At 67.4% G+C, this 17,823-nt stretch carries 14 protein-coding genes and 2 pseudogenes; 5 read left to right on the top strand and 11 right to left on the bottom strand.

Annotated features, from left to right (window positions below):
* The first annotated feature begins 96 nt into the window (after positions 1 to 96).
* Positions 97 to 807 carry a GntR family transcriptional regulator gene (locus OR16_RS36255; RefSeq protein WP_006164013.1) on the top strand — a complete coding sequence of 237 codons (711 nt, stop codon included), beginning with the start codon at positions 97 to 99 and terminating at the stop codon, positions 805 to 807.
* Positions 808 to 811: 4 nt separating this feature from the next.
* Here the strand turns inward: OR16_RS36255 and OR16_RS46860 are convergent, their stop codons facing one another.
* From OR16_RS46860 to OR16_RS36230, 5 genes are all read right to left on the bottom strand, one after another.
* Positions 812 to 2,266, bottom strand: a complete 1,455-nt coding sequence (locus OR16_RS46860; protein ID WP_006164012.1) for an MFS transporter — start codon at positions 2,264 to 2,266, stop codon at positions 812 to 814.
* A 143-nt stretch (positions 2,267 to 2,409) separates the two neighbouring features.
* Positions 2,410 to 3,087, bottom strand: a complete 678-nt coding sequence (locus OR16_RS36245; protein WP_006164011.1) for a LysR family transcriptional regulator — start codon at positions 3,085 to 3,087, stop codon at positions 2,410 to 2,412.
* A 121-nt stretch (positions 3,088 to 3,208) separates the two neighbouring features.
* On the bottom strand, positions 3,209 to 4,069 hold the full coding sequence (locus OR16_RS36240) for an NAD-dependent protein deacetylase (protein WP_006164010.1): 861 nt from the start codon (positions 4,067 to 4,069) through the stop codon (positions 3,209 to 3,211).
* A 51-nt stretch (positions 4,070 to 4,120) separates the two neighbouring features.
* Positions 4,121 to 4,390 carry an oxidoreductase-like domain-containing protein gene (locus OR16_RS36235; RefSeq protein WP_063709630.1) on the bottom strand — a complete coding sequence of 90 codons (270 nt, stop codon included), beginning with the start codon at positions 4,388 to 4,390 and terminating at the stop codon, positions 4,121 to 4,123.
* A 22-nt stretch (positions 4,391 to 4,412) separates the two neighbouring features.
* A complete protein-coding gene (locus OR16_RS36230) occupies positions 4,413 to 5,282 on the bottom strand; it encodes a helix-turn-helix transcriptional regulator (RefSeq protein ID WP_006164008.1) in 870 nt (289 codons plus the stop codon).
* Between the two features lie 99 nt (positions 5,283 to 5,381).
* On the opposite strand from OR16_RS36230, the gene OR16_RS36225 reads away from it, so the two are divergent.
* The gene (locus OR16_RS36225; RefSeq protein ID WP_050983216.1) at positions 5,382 to 6,818 is read left to right on the top strand and encodes an MFS transporter; all 1,437 of its coding nucleotides are present in this window, start codon (positions 5,382 to 5,384) and stop codon (positions 6,816 to 6,818) included.
* On the opposite strand, the gene OR16_RS36220 is transcribed toward OR16_RS36225, so the two are convergent.
* The 5 genes and pseudogenes from OR16_RS36220 to OR16_RS36200 form a co-directional block, all read right to left on the bottom strand.
* Complete coding sequence (locus tag OR16_RS36220) at positions 6,819 to 7,412, bottom strand: SRPBCC family protein (RefSeq protein WP_085961339.1); 594 nt, start codon at positions 7,410 to 7,412, stop codon at positions 6,819 to 6,821.
* A 188-nt stretch (positions 7,413 to 7,600) separates the two neighbouring features.
* The gene (locus OR16_RS36215) at positions 7,601 to 9,124 is read right to left on the bottom strand and encodes an efflux transporter outer membrane subunit (RefSeq protein WP_043422531.1); all 1,524 of its coding nucleotides are present in this window, start codon (positions 9,122 to 9,124) and stop codon (positions 7,601 to 7,603) included.
* Positions 9,125 to 9,159: 35 nt separating this feature from the next.
* Positions 9,160 to 12,356 (bottom strand): annotated as a pseudogene (locus OR16_RS36210) (efflux RND transporter permease subunit).
* Between the two features lie 105 nt (positions 12,357 to 12,461).
* A complete protein-coding gene (locus OR16_RS36205) occupies positions 12,462 to 13,745 on the bottom strand; it encodes an efflux RND transporter periplasmic adaptor subunit (protein ID WP_043422525.1) in 1,284 nt (427 codons plus the stop codon).
* A gap of 143 nt (positions 13,746 to 13,888) precedes the next feature.
* Positions 13,889 to 14,812, bottom strand: a complete 924-nt coding sequence (locus tag OR16_RS36200) for an alpha/beta hydrolase (RefSeq protein ID WP_043422529.1) — start codon at positions 14,810 to 14,812, stop codon at positions 13,889 to 13,891.
* Positions 14,813 to 15,107: 295 nt separating this feature from the next.
* On the opposite strand from OR16_RS36200, the gene OR16_RS36195 reads away from it, so the two are divergent.
* Entirely contained in the window at positions 15,108 to 16,064 is a 957-nt protein-coding gene (locus tag OR16_RS36195) for a LysR family transcriptional regulator (protein ID WP_043422522.1), read from the top strand.
* A gap of 36 nt (positions 16,065 to 16,100) precedes the next feature.
* On the opposite strand, the gene OR16_RS36190 is transcribed toward OR16_RS36195, so the two are convergent.
* Complete coding sequence (locus OR16_RS36190) at positions 16,101 to 16,538, bottom strand: RidA family protein (RefSeq protein WP_006163996.1); 438 nt, start codon at positions 16,536 to 16,538, stop codon at positions 16,101 to 16,103.
* Between the two features lie 117 nt (positions 16,539 to 16,655).
* Here OR16_RS36190 and OR16_RS36185 point away from each other — a divergent pair, with 117 nt between their 5' ends.
* Together OR16_RS36185 and OR16_RS36180 are read left to right on the top strand one after the other, a co-directional pair.
* Positions 16,656 to 17,315: a helix-turn-helix transcriptional regulator gene (locus OR16_RS36185; RefSeq protein ID WP_006163994.1), complete on the top strand. Its 660-nt coding sequence runs from the start codon at positions 16,656 to 16,658 to the stop codon at positions 17,313 to 17,315.
* Between the two features lie 112 nt (positions 17,316 to 17,427).
* A pseudogene (locus OR16_RS36180) lies at positions 17,428 to 17,823 on the top strand (alpha/beta hydrolase); the annotation flags it as partial.

The following is a 17,823-nucleotide window of genomic DNA, read 5'->3' as shown; positions in this document are numbered from 1 at the left end:
CGTAGACTCAAGGCCCAAGCGTTCGCGCCGGACTTTGGTAGTACGATATCGCCCTTGCACGCATTGCCGTGTTGTCGGGAGAGAGTTTTGCCATCAGTGGATCGCCGTAGCGCCGGCACATCGCGCGCCCGGGCCAGGACCGAAGAACCATCGCAGAATGAGCTGGCCTACGCCGGCCTGCGGGAGCGGCTGACCACGCTGGTCTACCGCCCCGGCGAGCATCTCAACATCTCCACCCTGGTCGACGATCTCGAGCTTGGCCGCACGCCCATCAACCAGGCGCTGCACCGGCTTGCCAACGAAGGGCTGGTGCAAATCCTGCCGCGCAAGGGCGTGGTGGTCTCGCCGCTGTCCATCGACGATGCGCTGCACTTGATCGATGTGCGCCTGGCCAACGAAACGCTGTGCGCCAGGCTGGCTGCCGAGCGCATCACCGCCGCCGGCCTGCAACAGCTGGAAAGCCTGCTGGGCCAGGTGGAGGACGCCGTGGCACAGCGCAACCTGCCCGAGGTGACCAACCTGGACCGGTTGTTCCACGAGGAAATCGCGCAAATATCGGGCAACCCGATCCTGGTTGAAATCCTCAAGGTGCTGCACGCGCGCTCGCAACGCTTCTGGGCCATTTCGCTGTCGTCCGAGGGGCACCTGGCCGAAGTCGGCGCCGAGCACCGTGCCATCCTGAAGGCGCTGCGCGACGGCGACGCCGCGGCAGCGGCCGGCGCGGTCACGGCCCATGTGGTTTCCTTTCGCCGGGCGCTGCTGCAGGGCCGCCGCGAAACGGTCTTCGCGGCGGCGGTCGAGGGCTAGCCGGTCAGCTTTCGAGCGGCTTGTTCGCCGTTTCGCGGGCGACGAGCAAGGCCACCAGCGTCAGCGCCACGGCGGCGCTGACATAGAGCGAGATCGCCAGCGTGGAGCCGTACGACTTGTACAGGCTGGCGATGATCAGCGGCGCGAAGCCGCCCCCCACGATGCCCGCCAGCGTATAGGCCAGCGATGACCCGGCGTAGCGCACCCGCGTGGGGAACTGCTCCGTCACGAAGGCCGCCTGCGGGCCGTACATCATGGCGTGGATGATCAGGCCGACCACCACCGCCGCGCAGATCTGCAGCGGCTGCGCGCTGTCCATCAGGCGGAAGAACACAAAGGCCCACACCACCGCCAGCACAGCCCCGGTCATATACACCGGGCGGCGGCCGAGCTTGTCGGAGAGGCTGCCGAACAGGGGCACCGCGATGGCGTTGCAGGCCGCGCCGATCATGGTTGCCGTCAGCGCCAGCGGGCGGGACAGGTGCAGCACGCTGGTCACGTAGGTCAGCGTGAACACCACCACCAGCGCATAGAGCACGTCGGAGCCGATGCGCACGCCGCCGGCCACCAGCAGGCGCCGCCAGTGATCCACGAACACTTCCTTGATCGGGGTCTTGGCCGTGCTCTTGCGCGCTTCCATCTCCTTGAACAGCGGGGTTTCCTCAACGCCCTTGCGCAGCCACAGCCCGAACAGCACCAGCAGCACGCTCGACAGGAACGGCACGCGCCAGCCCCACGCCTGGAAATCCTCCGGGCTCAGCCACAGCGAGACCACGGCGAACAGCTTCCACTTGAGCGCATAGCGCGCGGCTTGCTGCGTCGATACGCCAAGGCGCTTTGCCGCTTCCTGCAGTACCTGCTCGCTCGCGGCTTCGGCGCTGCTCTCGATCACCAGGATGGGCAGCAACTGCCGGTCCGTCAGGCTCTCCTTGGGCAACGGCTGGCTTAGCTCGGCGTCGGGCATCAGCAGGTAGGACTGGACAAAGCCGGGCTGCGCGGACAGCTGCCCGCCGACCTCGCCCACCAGGTCGACCAGTGCCAGCGGATCCTCCGGCTGCGCCAGCGGCAACACGGCAATCCAGCTGCCGCTGCCCTGCCCGACCGTGGCGGTGACTTCGCTCACGCGGCGCATCGGCTGGCGCATGCGGTCCAGGTTGGCCACCGACCACGGCGTCTGCCGCCGAAAGGCTGCCTTGTAGGCCGCGGAAGTGAACGCGCCGAGCGACTCGGTGCGATACAGGCCGAGGTACTTCGGGCCGCCCTGCACGGCTTCATAGCGCGCGGCGGAGATAAAGCCTGCGATGCGGGCGCGCTCTTCCACGTGTTCGCGGTCGTACCATTGATTGAAATCGGCCTCGTCGGCCGCGTCCACATTCGACGCGACAAACAGCATGCCCTGCGGGGCCATGCCTGCCAGGCTCACTGTCGCCAAACTTTTGCTCGCAAACATCTCGCTCATCAAACTCTCCGGTTGCCACGCCAATAAGAAGCGGTGAGTTGATGATCGGCGCGATCGCCGTGCGTGCAGGCAGCGAGCGCACGAAGCGATCCGATTCGCGGCAGGCCAGATCCGCCACGAGGCGAATCGCCTCCGACGCCGCATCAGCTCACGCAATGCACCTTGCCAACGGGCAACCCGGCCTTGCGGTACAACTCCTTGAGCGCCACGTGCGGCTGCGACCCCGGGCTCATGGTGATGGTCGGGTGCTGCAGCAGCGTGGCCAGTTTCCCTTCGTCCGGCTGCGCCGTGCCGGGCGGCCCGACCCACCCGATCGCCATCGGCAGGCACGGCGTGCTGGTGATGCCATCGCCCACGGCAGGGTCCGTCTGCAAGGCAATATCGATGCCGCCGGCGCGCAAGGTCTTGTGCAACCCTTCCGTGGTCTCGGAGGTGATCTGCACCTCGATGCCCGGATACGACGATTGCAGGTGCCGCAGAAAGTCGACCAGCCAGGTATGCACCACGCTCTCGATGGCGCCGATGCGCACCAGCCCCAGCAACTCGTGGCCGGAGCGCCCCAGCACCATGATCTCCCGCTGCAACTCGAGGAGCCGCTCGCCGTAGCCAAGCAGGCGCAGGCCCACCGGCGTGAGCCGCAGGTCCCGCGCCTCGCGTTCGAACACGCGCGCGCCGATTTCCTGCTCCAGCGAGGCAATGCGATTGGACATGGCGGCCTGGGTGATGTGCAGCTTCTCGGCCGCCGCGCGAAAGCTGCCTAGCCTTGCCACCCACATGAAGGCTTCGACAAAGCGCGTGTTCATGGCGTCGGCCCTGCGCATGCACCGCATCCACGGCACCCCACCCCGCAATTCGGCCTGCTGGCCGGACGCTACAACAGCAACAACGCTGCCGGTGCCCGGCCCAGACAATCCGCTGGCTCGGCGCGGGCCCTGAGCGCGCTTAGCTGGCGGCGACACCCGCGGGCAAGTCCAGCCGCCCCGCCAGGCTCGTCAGCGCCGTTGCGCACGAGGCATCCACCTTCAACGCCAGCAACGCGTCGGCACGGGTCTGGCCAAGGTTGATCGCCGCCACCGGCTTGCCCAGTTTTTCTGCCGCCAGGCAGAAACGGTAGCCGGAGAACACCGTCAGCGACGAGCCGATCACCAGCAAGGCATCGGATTCGTCCAGCGCCTGCATCGAGGCATCCACGCGCGCCCTCGGCACCGACTCCCCGAAGAACACCACATCGGGTTTCAGCACGCCGCCACAGTGCCCGCACGCAGGGATCCGGACGGCCTCGAAGCTGGCCAGCTCCAGGTGCGCATCGCCATCGGAAGCCGGCAGCGCGCGCAATTCTGCCAGCGCCAGGTTGTCCGCCTCGAGCTGCGCCTGCAGCGAGGCGCGCGGGCGGCGCGTGCCGCATTGCAGGCAGATCACGCTGCCCACATGGCCATGCAGCTCGATCACGCCGGTGCTGCCGGCGCGCTGGTGCAGGCCATCCACGTTCTGGGTAATCAGCTGGCGCACATAGCCGGCGGTTTGCAGCTGCGCCAGCGCGAAGTGCGCCGCGTTCGGCTGCGCATTGGCCAGCACCGGCCAGCCCAGCATGCTGCGTGCCCAATAGCGCTGGCGTACGGCGTGCGAGCGAAAGAAGTCCTGGGCCTGCACTGGCGGCGTGCGCTGCCAGTTGCCCTGCGCGTCACGGTAGCCGGGAATGCCGGAATCGGTGCTGATGCCGGCCCCGGTCAGCACCAGCAGGCGCGGATGGTCCCGCACGAACGCGTGGAGATCGGCCAGCATATTCCGGTCGGTGACGGTCAAGGGGGACTCCTTGTGTTGTGCGTGGTGCGTGGGTGGCGTGCGTTTGCCGATTCAGAAGCTGGGACCGCCCGCGCCCGCACCGCTATCGGCCGTCTGGCCGGCGAGCGCCAGCCAAGCCTTCAGGTCGGCGCGATACTGCGCCATCGCCTCGGCGTGCAGGTCGAAGATGCAGGGCTCGCAGCCATTGCCGCAGCAATCGTTGATATCCGGCGTGGGCGGCGCCACGGGCCTGGGCGGCAATGCCTGCGCTGCCGGCTCCGGCGTAGTCGCCGTTTCTGGGGCGCGTCCTGCGGTGGACGCCGGGTTTTCTACTGACACCATCTACTCCAAATGAATTGCACGATCAGTATACGGCGGCTGGCGCGCGCGCATCGCTGCCGCTGGCCAGCCAGGCTTCGAACGCCGCGCTGCCCGGCTCCCCCGCCACCGCCGCATAGACCACCAGCCGCAAGTGACGCTCCTCGTCCGCGGTGAGCGTGGTGTGCTCGCAGCGCACCGTGCCCACCGCGTCCAGCCGCAACGCGCGGATGCCCGTGCAGACACCCTGCACATCGTGCTGGCGCCACCATTGCCTGAAATCCGGCGCCGCGCATTCCAGCTCGTCCACCAGCTCAAGCAAGGTCGGATCGTCCGGCGCGCGGGCCAGGTCACGGCGAAAGCTCGCCAGCATCTGCGGCGCCTGCGCCTCCCAGCCGTCAAAACGCTCGCGCATGGCAGGGTCCAGGAAAATCATGCGCAGCATATTGCGGTGGCCCGGCGCGCAAGCGCCAAAACCGAACACGCGCTCGGCCGCCGCGTTCCACGCCAGCACATCCCAGCGCAGGTTGAGCACATAGGCAGGCCGCAGCGGCAGGTCGTCCATCAACCTGCGCACCAGTGGCGGCACGATGCACCAGGTGCGCCCGCTCTCGGCGGGCGGGCGCTGGTGCGCCAGCAGGAACAGGTGGCGCCGCTCGGCGGCGTCCAGCCGGAGCACGCGCGCCAGGCTCTCCAGGAACGCCGCCGAGACACCGATCTCGCGCCCCTGCTCCAGCCAGGTGTACCAGGTCAGGCCCACGCCGGCCAGCGCCGCCACCTCTTCGCGGCGCAGGCCCGGGGTACGGCGCCGGCCCGCACTGGGCAGGCCCGCCTGCGCGGGCGAAATGCGCTCGCGCCGCTGGCGCAGGAAGTCCGCCAGCGCGGCGCGGGTACGGTCTAGGGAGCGTGGCGGCATGGGTTAGCCTGTTGCCTGATGTAATAGCATAAGTACTTAAATTGTAATACTTTAATGGACAACTGAGAATGCGGGCCTGACCGTTCACCAGGACCCGCCATGCGCTCTCCAACCGGCTTGCCCGTACTTCTTGTGCTGCTGCTAGGCGGCTTTGTCACCGTCTTCGACCTGTTCGTGGTCAATGTGGCGATTCCCGCCATCCAGGCCGACCTGAGGGCCAGCTTTGGCGAGGTCGGCGCGGTGGTGGCGGCCTACGAACTTGCCTACGGCGTGCTGTTGATCATCGGCAGCCGCCTTGGCGATCTTCACGGCAGGCGGCGGCTGTTCACGCTCGGCATGGCCGGCTTCACGCTGACCTCTGCACTGTGCGGCATGGCCCCTACCCCCGCACTGCTGATTGCGGCGCGCGTGCTGCAGGGCGCGGCCGCCGCGCTGCTGTTCCCCCAGATCTACGCCGTGATCCGCGTCAGTTTTGACGATGCCGGGCGCCGGCGCGCCTTCGGCCTGCTCGGCATGACGCTCGGCCTGGCCGCCATCGCGGGCCAGGTGCTGGGCGGCCTGCTGGTGCAGAGTGACCTGTTCGGCCTTGGCTGGCGCCTGATCTTCCTCATCAACATCCCGGTAGGCGCGGCCGCCATGCTGGCCACGCGGCGCATCCCCGAATCGCGGGCCGTGGCTGCGCCTGGCTTGCCGCCAAGCGGGCTGGACTGGCCCGGCGTGCTGCTGGCCGCCTCCGGGCTGACGCTGCTGCTGGTGCCCTTGCTGGAAGGCCCCGCACGCGGCTGGCCGGGCTGGGCCTTTGCCTCGCTGGCGCTAGCCGCCGCTGTGCTGGCCGGTTTTGTGCGCATGGAAAGGCACCGGCCCGCGCCACTGGTGGACCTCGCCCTGTTCAGCCAGCGCCGCTTTGCGCTGGGCACGCTGGTGGTGCTGCTGGTGTACTCCACGGCCAGCGCGTTCTTCCTGTGCTTTGCACTGCTGCTGCAGGCCGGGCTAGGCGTCAGCCCGCTGCTGGCCGGCAGCGTGTTCGCACCAGCCAGCGTGGGATTCGTTGCCGCGTCGATGTGGGCGCCGCGGCTGGTCGCACGTTTCGGGCACGCCGCGCTGGCCGTGGCGGCGTTGCTCTACGCTGCGGCCCACGCCGCGCTGACGCTGCAAGTGGTGACGGCAGGCGCCACGCTGGTGCCCTGGCATCTGGTGCCCGCGCTGGTCCTGTTCGGCCTGACCCAAGGCATGCTGATGACGCCGCTGCTCAATCTCGTGCTTGGCCATGCACGCGAAGCGCAGGCCGGCATGGCGTCCGGACTGGTGTCGACCATGCAGCAAGTGGGCGGCGCTTTCGGCATCGCCATCGCGGGCATGTTCTTCCAGCGGGTGCTGCAAGCCGAGGGCGGCATCGGCAGCGCGCAACGCTATGCCCACGCATTTGCTGGCGCAATGGGCTATAACCTGGCGGCTGCGTTGTTCTGTGCCTTGCTATTGTTCGCGCTGGCTCGGCCGGTGGCTAGCCCTGACGGCGCGGTCCAGGCGGCGCACTGATCAGTCGCCCGCGCCCGGCGAGGGCATGCGGGCCTCAAGTACCGCCCGCAAGCGCGTAACCGCCTCGCTCGACTCCGCCTCAATCCGCTTGCGCAGCAGCAGCCAATTGGTCAGCGCGAACAGCAGGTTCGGCGCGGCGTAGGTGAATTCGCGCCGGAAGTGCGTGCCCTCCGGCGTCTGGGCGAGCGTGTAGCGGACCGCGCCCGCCGCGCGCCCATCGATGGTGCCCTGGATCATCCAGTCCGAGGGCGGGATGCGCTCCACCGCGGTCCACACCACTTGGCCGCGGCGCCCGGCTACCGAGAAGGTCTCGGTCACCTGCTCGCCAGCCAAGAGCGAATGACCAGCCGCTGCGCCGGTCACAGCAAGCGAGGATGGATGCCAGTTGGGCCAGTTGGCGGGTGTGGAAACGTATTCGAACACCACGGTATCGGGTTGCGCGATCGTCACCTCGTTGACGATATGCGTGACGGCGCGCCACGACTGCGGCAACGGGAACATCAGCACGGCTGCCGCGCCCACCACAACCAGGAGCGCGACGAACAGGTTCCGCCGTTTGTGGGTCCGCCTTCTGTGGGTTCGCCGCCTGCTCATGGTGGGGGCCTGGACGATCAATGCGCCGGCTGGCCGCGGTGAGGCTTGCGGCCCTTTCCGGCTGGGGTGGCCGCGATGCGTTCACTTTTAGTGTAGTCAGCTTTGCTCGCTGCGTTGGCGCGGTAAACGACAGAACGCGGCAACCGCGCTAGGACGGTTACCGCGTCTTGATGGCTTGGCGCCAGGACTCAGCGGTTCGACGCCAGCGGGCCAGGGCCGGCCTGCGCCACGCTGGGTGTGGCATCCGGCAACGGCCCCCACCCGCCGCCCAGCCGGCGTACCAGCGCGACCGTGGCGGAGGCACGCAGCCCGGCCACTTGGTTGGCGTCGCGCTGCGACTGCAGCACCGTCCGGTCCGCGTCGATCACGGTCAGGTAATCCACCGCGCCCGCCTCGTAACGGCTGCGGGAGATCTTGGCCGCGCGGCGGGCGCCGCCCAGCGCGCCGTCCAAGGCGCCAGCCTGCTGGCTCAGCCAGCGCACGTCGGCCAGGCTGTCTTCCACTTCGCGCATGGCCGTCAGCACGCTCTGGCGGTAGGTCGCCACCGCCTCTTCGTGCTGCGCGCGTGCCGCCGCCAGGTTGGCCTTGTTGCGGCCGCCGTCGAAGATCGGGGCGGCGATCGTGCTGCCGATCAGCGGCCCCAGCGCCCACGCGCTGGAGGACCACTTGAACAGGTTCGACAGGTCGCTCGACTCAAAGCCGAACAAGCCGCTCAGCGTGATGCGCGGATAGAACGCGGCCTTCGCCACGCCGATGCGCGCATTGGCAGCCGCCATCAGGCGCTCGGCTTGCGCGATGTCGGGACGGCGCTCCAGCAAATCGGAGGGCAGCCCCGCCGGCACGGCGATCAGCGCCGCGTCCAGCGGACGCGCGGCCAGCGTGAAGGCGGCCGGCGGCGCGCCGGTCAGCACCGCCAGCGCATGCTCCTGGTTGGCGCGGCGGCGCTCGATGCCAGCCAGGTCCGCGCGTGCCGTGCCGAGTTCGGCTTCGGCGCGGGCAGGATCCAGGTCGGTGGTTTCGCCTTCGTCGAAGCGGCGCTTGAGCAGCTTGAGCGCGTCCTCGCGCAGGGTGATGGTGGCGTTGAGCAGGTCGCGCTCGCTGTCCAGCGTGCGCAGCGCGAAGTAGGCTTGCGCCACGTCCGCCTGCAGCGCCAGTTGCACCGAGCGATACAGGTCTTGCGCCGCATCGCCTTCGGCGCGCGCCGCCTTGACGTTGTCGGCCACGCGGCCGAACAGGTCAAGCTCGTAGCTGGCAAAGGCGCGTGCCCTGAGCACGGTCTGCGGCGCCACCTTGGTGCCGTCGGGCAGGCCTTGCGAGGCGGCCGACAATTGCGTGCGGGTCGGGTCCAGCCCCACGCTCAACTGCGGATACTGGTCGGCCTCGGCCACGCCGGTGAAGGCGCGGGCCTGCTTGAGGCGTGCCGCGGCAATCGCCAGGTCCTGGTTGGATTCGGTCGCGGTGGCGATCAGGCGGTCGAGATCGGCATCGCCGAAGATCTTCCACCATTCGCCACGCTGCGCGCCTTCGGCCGGGGTGGCCACTTTCCACTGCGTGCCTTCGGCTTGCGCGGCCATCGCTTCCTTGTAGGCCGGCGTGGCGGCGGTGGCGCTTTCCGGCACCTTGTAGGTCGGCGCCAGCGAGCAGCCCGCCAGGATCAGGGCCACGGCCAGCGTGGCCAGGCGCGGCAGCGCCGCGGGGAGTATCGATGTCATCTTGGATGTCAATGTTGCGTTCATGTCGATCACCCTTACTCAGCGGAGGCGATAGCCTTGTGGCTCGCCGACGGCGCGTCCGACACCTTGCGGCGCTCGCCACGGGTCGCCAGCATGCGCAGCGCCACGTAGAACACCGGGGTCAGGAACAGCCCGAAGAAGGTCACGCCCAGCATGCCGGCGAACACCGCCACGCCCATCGCATGGCGCATCTCGGCGCCCGCGCCGGTCGACACCACCAGCGGCACCACACCCATGATGAACGCGAACGACGTCATCAAGATCGGGCGCAGGCGCAGGCGGCTGGCTTCAATGGCAGCAGCCACGATGGAGCGGCCCTCATGCTCCAGCTCCCGCGCGAACTCCACGATCAGGATCGCGTTCTTCGCTGACAGCCCCACCAGCACGATGAAACCAATCTGCGTGAAGATGTTGTTGTCCCCCTTGGTCAGCCACACACCGGTCATGGCGGCCAGCAAGCTGAGGGGCACGATCAGGATCACGGCCAGCGGCAAGGTCAGGCTTTCGTACTGCGCGGCCAGCACCAGGAACACCAGCAGCACGCACAGCGGGAAAATCCACACCCCCGCGTTGCCGGCCAGGATGTCCTGGTAGGTCAGGTCCGTCCACTCGAACTTGATGCCCTTGGGCAGCGTCTCGGCGGCGATGCGTTCCGCCGCGGCTTGCGCCTGGCCCGAGGAAAAGCCCGGTGCCGGCCCGCCGTTCATGTCGGCCGCGGTAAAGCCGTTGTAGCGGATCACGCTGTCCGGGCCAAAGCCATGGTTGACGGTGAGCAGCGATGACAGCGGCACCATGTCGCCTGCGCTGTTGCGCGTCTTCAGTTGCAGGATGTCCTCGGCGTGGGCGCGGAACTGCGCATCCGCCTGGACCTTGACCTGGTACGTCCGGCCGAACTTGTTGAAATCGTTGACGTAGGCCGAGCCGAGGTAGGTCTGCAGCGTGTCGAACACATCCGTCACCGGCACGCCCAGCTGCTTGGCCTTCACCCGATCCAGCTTCACGTCCAGCTGCGGCACGTTGACCTGGTAATTGGTAAAGATACCGGCCAGTTCAGGCGTGGCCCGCGCCTTGGTGGTGAAGGCGTTGGTAGCGTCGAACAAAGCGTCGTAACCCAGCGCGGCGCGGTCCTCGATCATCATCTTGAAGCCGCCAATGGTGCCCAGGCCCTGCACGGGCGGCGGCGGGAACACGGCGATGAACGCGTCCTGGATCGCGGCGTATTTGCCATTGAGCTGCTGCGCGATGGCGTTGCCTGACAATTCCTTGGTCTTGCGTTCTTCAAACGGCTTGAGCGAGACAAAGACGATGCCGGCGCTCGGGCTGTTGGTAAAGCCGTTGATCGACAGGCCCGGGAAGGCAATCGCCGACTCCACGCCCGGTTGCTTGAGCGCGATATCGGACATCTGGCGGATCACGTCTTCGGTACGGTCCAGCGTGGCGCCGTCAGGCAGCTTGGCAAAGCTCACCAGGTACTGCTTGTCCTGCGCCGGCACAAAGCCCTTGGGCACCAGCTGGAACACGCCCCAGGTCAGCGCCAGCATCACGGCGTACACGCCGAACACCGCCGTCTTGCGCGAGATCACGCCCTTCACGCCCTTGCCGTAACGCTCGGCGCTGGCGCCAAAGAAACGGTTGAAGCGGCCAAAGAAGCCCCCCAGCACCCGGTCCATGCCGCGCGAGAGCCAGTCCTTGGGCGCGTCGTGGCCGCGCAGCAGCAGCGCGGACAAGGCCGGTGACAGCGTCAGCGAGTTGAAGGCCGAGATGATGGTCGAGATGGCGATGGTCAGCGCGAACTGCTTGTAGAACTGACCGGTCAGGCCCGTCATGAAGGCCAGCGGCACGAACACCGCGATCAGCGTCAGCGCGATCGCGATGATCGGGCCGCTGACTTCGCGCATGGCCTTGTAGGTGGCCTCTTTTGGAGATAACCCCTCGGCGATGTTCCGCTCGACGTTCTCCACCACCACGATCGCATCGTCCACCACACCACGATCCCGATGGCAAGCACCAGCCCGAAGAGAGACAACGCATTGATCGAGAAGCCAAAGGCATGCATCAGCCCGAACGTCCCCACGATCGACACCGGCACCGCCAGCAGCGGAATCACCGAGGCGCGCCACGTCTGCAGGAACAGGATCACCACCAGCACCACCAGGGCGATGGCTTCGAACAGCGTGTGGGTCACGGCCTCGATGCTATGGCGCACGAACTGCGTCGGGTCATAGACGATGCTGTAGTCCACGCCGTCGGGGAAGTTCTGCTTGAGCTCCTCCATGGTCTTGCGCACGTCGTCCGAGATCTGGATGGCGTTGGAGCCCGGGGCCTGGAAAATCGGAATGGCCACCGCGGACTTGTTGTCCAGCAGCGAGCGCAGCGCATACTCCGACGCGCCCAGCTCGATGCGCGACACGTCCTTCAGGTAGGTCACGCCGCCATCGGCCGAGGTGGCCACGATGATGTCGCCGAAGGCCTCCACGGTTTCCAGGCGGCCCTGCGCATTCACCGACAGCTGCAGGTCAGCGCCCGGCAGCGCGGGCGAGGCGCCGATCACGCCGGCGGCCACCTGCACGTTCTGCTCGCGGATGGCCTTGACCACGTCGGCGGCCACCAGCTTGCGCTCGGCCATCTTCTCGGGGTTAAGCCACACGCGCATGGAATAGTCGCCCGACCCGAACAACTGCACCTGGCCCACGCCCTGGATCCGCGCGAGGCGGTCCTTGACGTTGATCACCGCGTAGTTGCGCAGGTAGGTCATGTCGTAGCGGTCGTTCGGCGAGACCAGGTGGACCACCATGGTCAGGTCGGGCGAGCTTTTCACCGTGGTGATGCCCAGACGCCGCACGTCTTCCGGCAGGCGCGGCTCAGCCTGCGCCACGCGGTTCTGCACGAGCTGCTGGGCCTTGTCCGGATCGGTGCCGAGCTTGAAGGTCACGGTCAGCGTCAGCAGGCCGTCGCTATTGGCTTGCGACGACATGTAGAGCATGTCTTCGACGCCATTGATCTGCTCCTCCAGCGGGGACGCCACGGTAGCGGCAATCACCTTGGGGTTGGCGCCGGGATACTGCGCGCGCACCACCACGGACGGCGGTACCACCTCGGGATACTCCGAGATGGGTAGCTTGAACATCGAGATGGCGCCGATCAGGAAGATCAGCACCGATAGCACGCCGGCAAAGATAGGCCGGTCGATAAAGAATTTCGAGAGATTCATCTCAGTCTCGGCAGTCTTGGCAAAAGGGCTCCCCCTGGCGGCCTGAATGGCAGGCGCCATGTGGAGCGGGGAAGCAAAAAATGGTCAGCGCACGCGGATCACGACTCAGGTCACCGGTTTGCCATCGGCTGCCTTGTCGGTGGTCTTCCCGCTGGCCTTCTCGTTGGCCGCCTGCTTGCGGTCAGCCGATTCGCCGCGTTGGTCCAGTTCGCGCTTGAACGCCATGTCGACCGGCTTGGGCGCGACCGTGATACCGGGGCGCACGCGCTGCAGGCCATTGACCACGATCTTCTCGTCGGCCTTCAAACCCTGGCGGATCACGCGCAGCCCATCATACGAGGGCCCGAGCGTGACTTCGCGGTACGCCAGCTTGTTGGCGCCATCGAGCACCAGCACGAACTTCTTGCCCTGGTCGGTGCCGATGGCACGGTCGTTGATCAGCACCACCGGGTGCGGCGTGCCACCGCCGAGCTTGATGCGCGCGTACAGCCCGGGCAGCAGGCGGCCGTCCGGGTTGTCGAACACGGCACGCACACGGATGGTGCCGCTCTTGGTGTCGAGCCGGTTGTCCACCGACTGGATGCGGCCCTCGCGCGGATAGTCCTCTTCGTTGGCCAGGCCCAGGAACACTGGCAGCTTTGACTGGCCACCATCGGCGCCGGCCGCTGCGGACGCCGTGCTCGCCGTATAGCGCAGGTAGGTCTGCTCATCGAGTTCAAAGCTGGCGTACACCGGCGAGACCGACACCACCGTGGTCAGCACCGGCGTGCCGGCACCGGCCGCCACCAGGTTGCCAACCGTGATCTCGGCACGCGATACGCGCCCGCTGACCGGCGCGGTGATACGCGTATAGGCCAGGTTAAGGCGAGCCACTTCCAGCGAAGCCTGCGCGGCGCGCACGTTGGCGATGGCTTCACGCGAGCCGTTATCGCGCTCGTCGAACTCGCGGCGCGATACCGCGTTGTCCTGCACCAGGCGCTGCGCGCGGGCCAGTTCAGTCTGCGCTTGGCTGGCACGCACTTGCGCGGCGGCCAATGCGGCTTCGGCGCGCGCTACCTCCGCGGCATAAGGACGCGGGTCGATGGTAAACAGCGGATCGCCCTTCTTCACCAGCGCGCCTTCACGGAAGTGCACGGCGTCGATGGTGCCGCCAACGCGGGCGCGAATCTCGACCCGGTCCACCGCTTCCAGACGGCCCGAGAACTCGTCCCATTCGGTGATGGTCTTGCCCAGTGCGGCTGCCACGTCCACGGTGGCGGGCGCTGCCGGGCCAGGCACGGCCTGCGCCTCGCCGGCGTGCCAGGGCTTGAAGATCGAGGTGGCCAGGCCAGCGCCGAGCACTGCGACGATAGCCAGGGCAATCATGGTGCGTCGAGTTTGCTGATTCATTTTCTTGACTCCGTGTTCCGTCTGCGGGTTTTCTTCAACTGGAAAGCAAAAATAGGACGAACGCCCCCGCCGGAGCGCGCAAAGGCAGCGCGCCCGGTACGCCTGCTTGTCGCAGGCCGGCTTGGCTTATTGGTAACGCGGGATCAGCCGGGCGGGCTGGCTCCTGTCTGGCGTTCGGCCTTGGGTGAGGCGTCGTCGCCGCCGGCAAGATAGCCTTGCAGGTAGAGCGCGCCTTCGTTTATCCACACCTGACATCGGTCGTGGGACACTTCCACGCCGGCGCCACAGGCACCGGCCATGATCTGGACCTGCGCCGGCACGCTGGCCGTCTGCAGGCGGCTGACGAAGGCTTCGCCTTCGGCACGCAATGCATCTTCTTCTGCCACCTGCACAAAGGTGGGCGGCAGGCCGGCCAACCGCGAGGCCAGCGCCGGGGCCGCATAGGGATGCACGCTGGCGGCCGGGGTAGGCAGGTAATCGCGGTAATAACCCGCCAGGCGCTGCAGCATTTCCAGCGGCACGCTGCGTCCGCCCTGCCCGACCGCGCACGATGCGTGCTGCAGGCACGGGTCGGTCACCGGGCGGATCAGCCACTGCGCGCGCGGCTCGGGCAGGCCGCGGTCGCGCAGCATCTGCGACAACGCGATCGCCAGGTTGCCGCCCGCTTCTTCGCCCACCAGGGCAAAGCGCAGCTTGTCCACTTTAAGGCGGCGCGCATGGCGCAGCACCCATTCGGCGGTATGAAACACGTCCTCCGGCGCCGCCGGGAACGGAAAATCGGGGGCCAGCGAATATGCCGGCGTGACCACCACCGCAGGCACGCTAACGGCCAGGGAGCGCGCCACGCGCTGGGATTTTTCCAGGCTGCCCTCAACGAAGCCACCCGCGTGCAGGTAGATCAGCCACGGCAGCAACGGCGCGGCCTTGCCCTGCGGATAGCCCGGCGGGTAGTTCAGGCGCACCGTGATCGTGCGGCCACTGCTATCCACCGCGTGCTCGGTCACGCGACCCTCGGCCAGTTCGGCGGCCAAGGTTGCGGCGGCGGCTTTCGTTTGCGTAGGCGACATGTCGGTCACGTGCGGCGCGAGGGCGACGCATCCATTGCATATTGCGATGCACCGAATTATGGTGGTTGATGAAGGTGGGATAAAGCGAGGCTTTACCAATGCACTGTTTCCCCGGTGAAATAATCGGGCATGTGGCGCCCGGGAGACCCTTCGCTGTGCAAGGTCATCCATTTTGTGATCCACTCCCGCTCTCGCGCAGCCGCGCAACCCGTCCTGGGCCGCGCCGGGCTGCACCCCATCCCGGTGCCTGCCCTGCCAGCCGGACCTGCCTGTTTCCTTACCCAGGGGAGTGAACATGGATCGTCTCGTATCAATGCAGGCCTTCACCCGCGTGGTAGATGTGGGCAGCTTTGCGCGCGCGGCCGAGGCCATGGACCTGCCCAAGGCCACGCTCACCCGGCTGATCCAGAACCTGGAAACCCATCTCGGCGTGAAGCTGCTGCACCGGACCACCCGGCGCATCAGCGTGACCACCGACGGCGCCGCCTATTACGAGCGCTGCGTGCGGATCCTGGCGGACGTGGAGGAGGCCGAGCAATCCCTCACCCACCAGAACAACACGCCGCGCGGCACGCTGTGCGTGGACACCACCGCCGGGCTGGCGCAGTTGGTGCTGATCCCCAAGCTGAACGAGTTTTTTGCCGCCTACCCCGAGCTCAAGATGGAACTCACCATCAACGGCAAGCCCATCGACCTGCTCAAGGAAGGCGTGGACGTGGTGCTGCGCGTGGGCGACCCGGTGGACGACACCATGGTGGCGCGCCGCATCGGCCTGCTGCGCTTGGGGTTCTACGCCTCGCCGCTCTATCTCAACCGCAATGGCACGCCCACTCAGCCCAGCGAGCTGACGCAGCACCGGGCCGTCAACTACCTGTCCAACCGCACCGGCCGCGAAATACCGTGGCCACTCGGGCAAGGCGAGCAGCGCACGGAAATGCTGCTGCCGTCGGCCATTTCCACCAACGATGCCGACGTCTACGTAGGCTGCGCGCTGGAAGGCCACGGCATCGCCCGCATCGCGCGCGCCATGGCGCTGCCCTATGTGGAAAGTGGCCGGCTGGTCGAAGTGCTGGCCGACTGGCCCACGGACTCGCTGCCGATCGCCGCGATGTATCCGCAGAACCGCCACCTGTCGGCCAAGGTGCGCGTGTTCGTCAACTGGGCCGCGGAGCTGTTCGCGCGCCATCCTCAGTTTGGCGAGGCCCAGGCGGGACAGCCTCAGCCGTCCCGGCAACCCAAGCTGGCGGCCTGAGCACGGCGGCGGCGTCACCATTCGCATTGGCATCTGTCAGGCGGCATCCGCCACGGCCAGCGCCTCCACCTCGAACAACATCCCGTCAAGCGCCAGCCGCGGCACCGGAATCAGCGTGCACGCCGGCTTTGGCGCATCGCCCCAAGCCCGCTCTACCGCCGCCGCCAGCACGCGCAGGCGCGCCTCGTCGTGATCCACCACCAGCACGGTCAGCTTGGCCACATGGCGCAGCTGCGAGCCCGCGGCGGCCAGCGCCACGCCCAGGTTGTCGAACGCCTGGCGCACCTGCGCCTCGAAGCTGCCTGGCAAGCTGCCGTCCGGGTGCTCCCCACCCTGCCCGGCCACGCAGACCAGGCCCGCGCCGGGCGCGACCATGGCCACGTGGGAGTAACCGTTGGCACTAGGATCGTAAAGGCCGGGCGGATTGAGCATAGTGAGCTGGCGCGATGCGTGTTGGGTGCGCGTGGCTTGCATAGGACGATTTCTTTGAGAGAGACAGCATGATCGGCTTGGCCAGACGCAAGGCGGACTCGACAATGCCGCCCGCCTGCCCTAATATCCAAGACAGTTTTTGGATATTAGGACGCGCCCATGAATTACGCAAACAATAACTTGGATAACCCTACAGGTTCTCCGGGTGATCGCATCCTGTTCCTGCTGAAGACCAAGGGGGCGGCATCGACCACGCAGATCGCCCAGACGCTGGGTGGCACCGCCGAGGCTGCGCGCCAGCAAGTGCAGAAGCTGCTCGCCGCCGGGCTGATCGAGGGCCGCCAGCAAAGCGCCAGTGGCGCTGGCCGGCCGCGCCAGGACTGGGCTCTCACCGCGAGTGGCCACGGCCGCTTTCCCGATACCCACGCGCAACTCACCATCCAGCTGATCGGATCGGTACGGCAGTTGTTCGGCGAGGAAGGGATGGACAAGCTGATTGGACAGCGCGAGGCCGACACCCGCGCGCAGTATCTCGCGGCGGTCGCCGGCCAGAGCGAACTGAAACAGCGGCTGGCTACCCTCACCGCACTGCGCCAGGCCGAAGGCTATATGGCGCGCCTTGAGCAAGACGGCAAGGACTGGCTGCTGATCGAGGACCATTGCCCGATCTGCGCCGCCGCGCAGACCTGCCAGGGATTCTGCCGCGCGGAATTGCGGATCTTCCAGGAGGTCGTCGGCGTGCAAGCCACCGTCACGCGCGAGGAGCACCTGCTGAGCAATGCGCGCCGCTGCGTGTACCGGGTCAGCGCTGGGGCGTAGCCGGCATGGCGGGTGTTAGCGCGGATTGGCCGCGCCGGCGGCCGGTGCTATCTTCAACCGCAGCCACGAGCGTCGTGCCCGCCGGACAATCCCCCCCTGAAAGAGATAACCCATGCCTTGCCACCCCCAAAACACGCCGTTGGGATTGCTGCGCCAGGCAGGGCTATGCGTCATGCTGCTGCTCTGCACGCTGGCGGCGCGGGCTCAGACGGCGCCGCAGGTGGTCGACATCCCGACCCGCCCTGGCGTGACGCAGCGCTTCCTCTATCTTGCGCCCGCGCAGCCCAAGGCCGCGGTGATCCTCTACGCGGGCGGGCATGGCGGCCTGAACATCTACCCCAACGGTAGCGTTGGCTGGGGCGCCGGCAATTTCCTGGTGCGCTCGCGCCAGCTCTTCGTCGACAACGGGTTCGCGGTCGCGGTCATCGATGCGCCGAGCGACCGGCTGTCCTGGCCCTACCTGACCGGCTTTCGCCTATCCCCCGAGCATGCCGAAGACACCCGGGCC

It is taken from the genome of Cupriavidus basilensis OR16, assembly GCF_000243095.1.
Taxonomy (GTDB): Bacteria; Pseudomonadota; Gammaproteobacteria; order Burkholderiales; family Burkholderiaceae; genus Cupriavidus; species Cupriavidus basilensis_D.
Note: the sequence above shows the minus strand (reverse complement) of the source record. Positions and strands in the feature narration are given on the sequence as shown.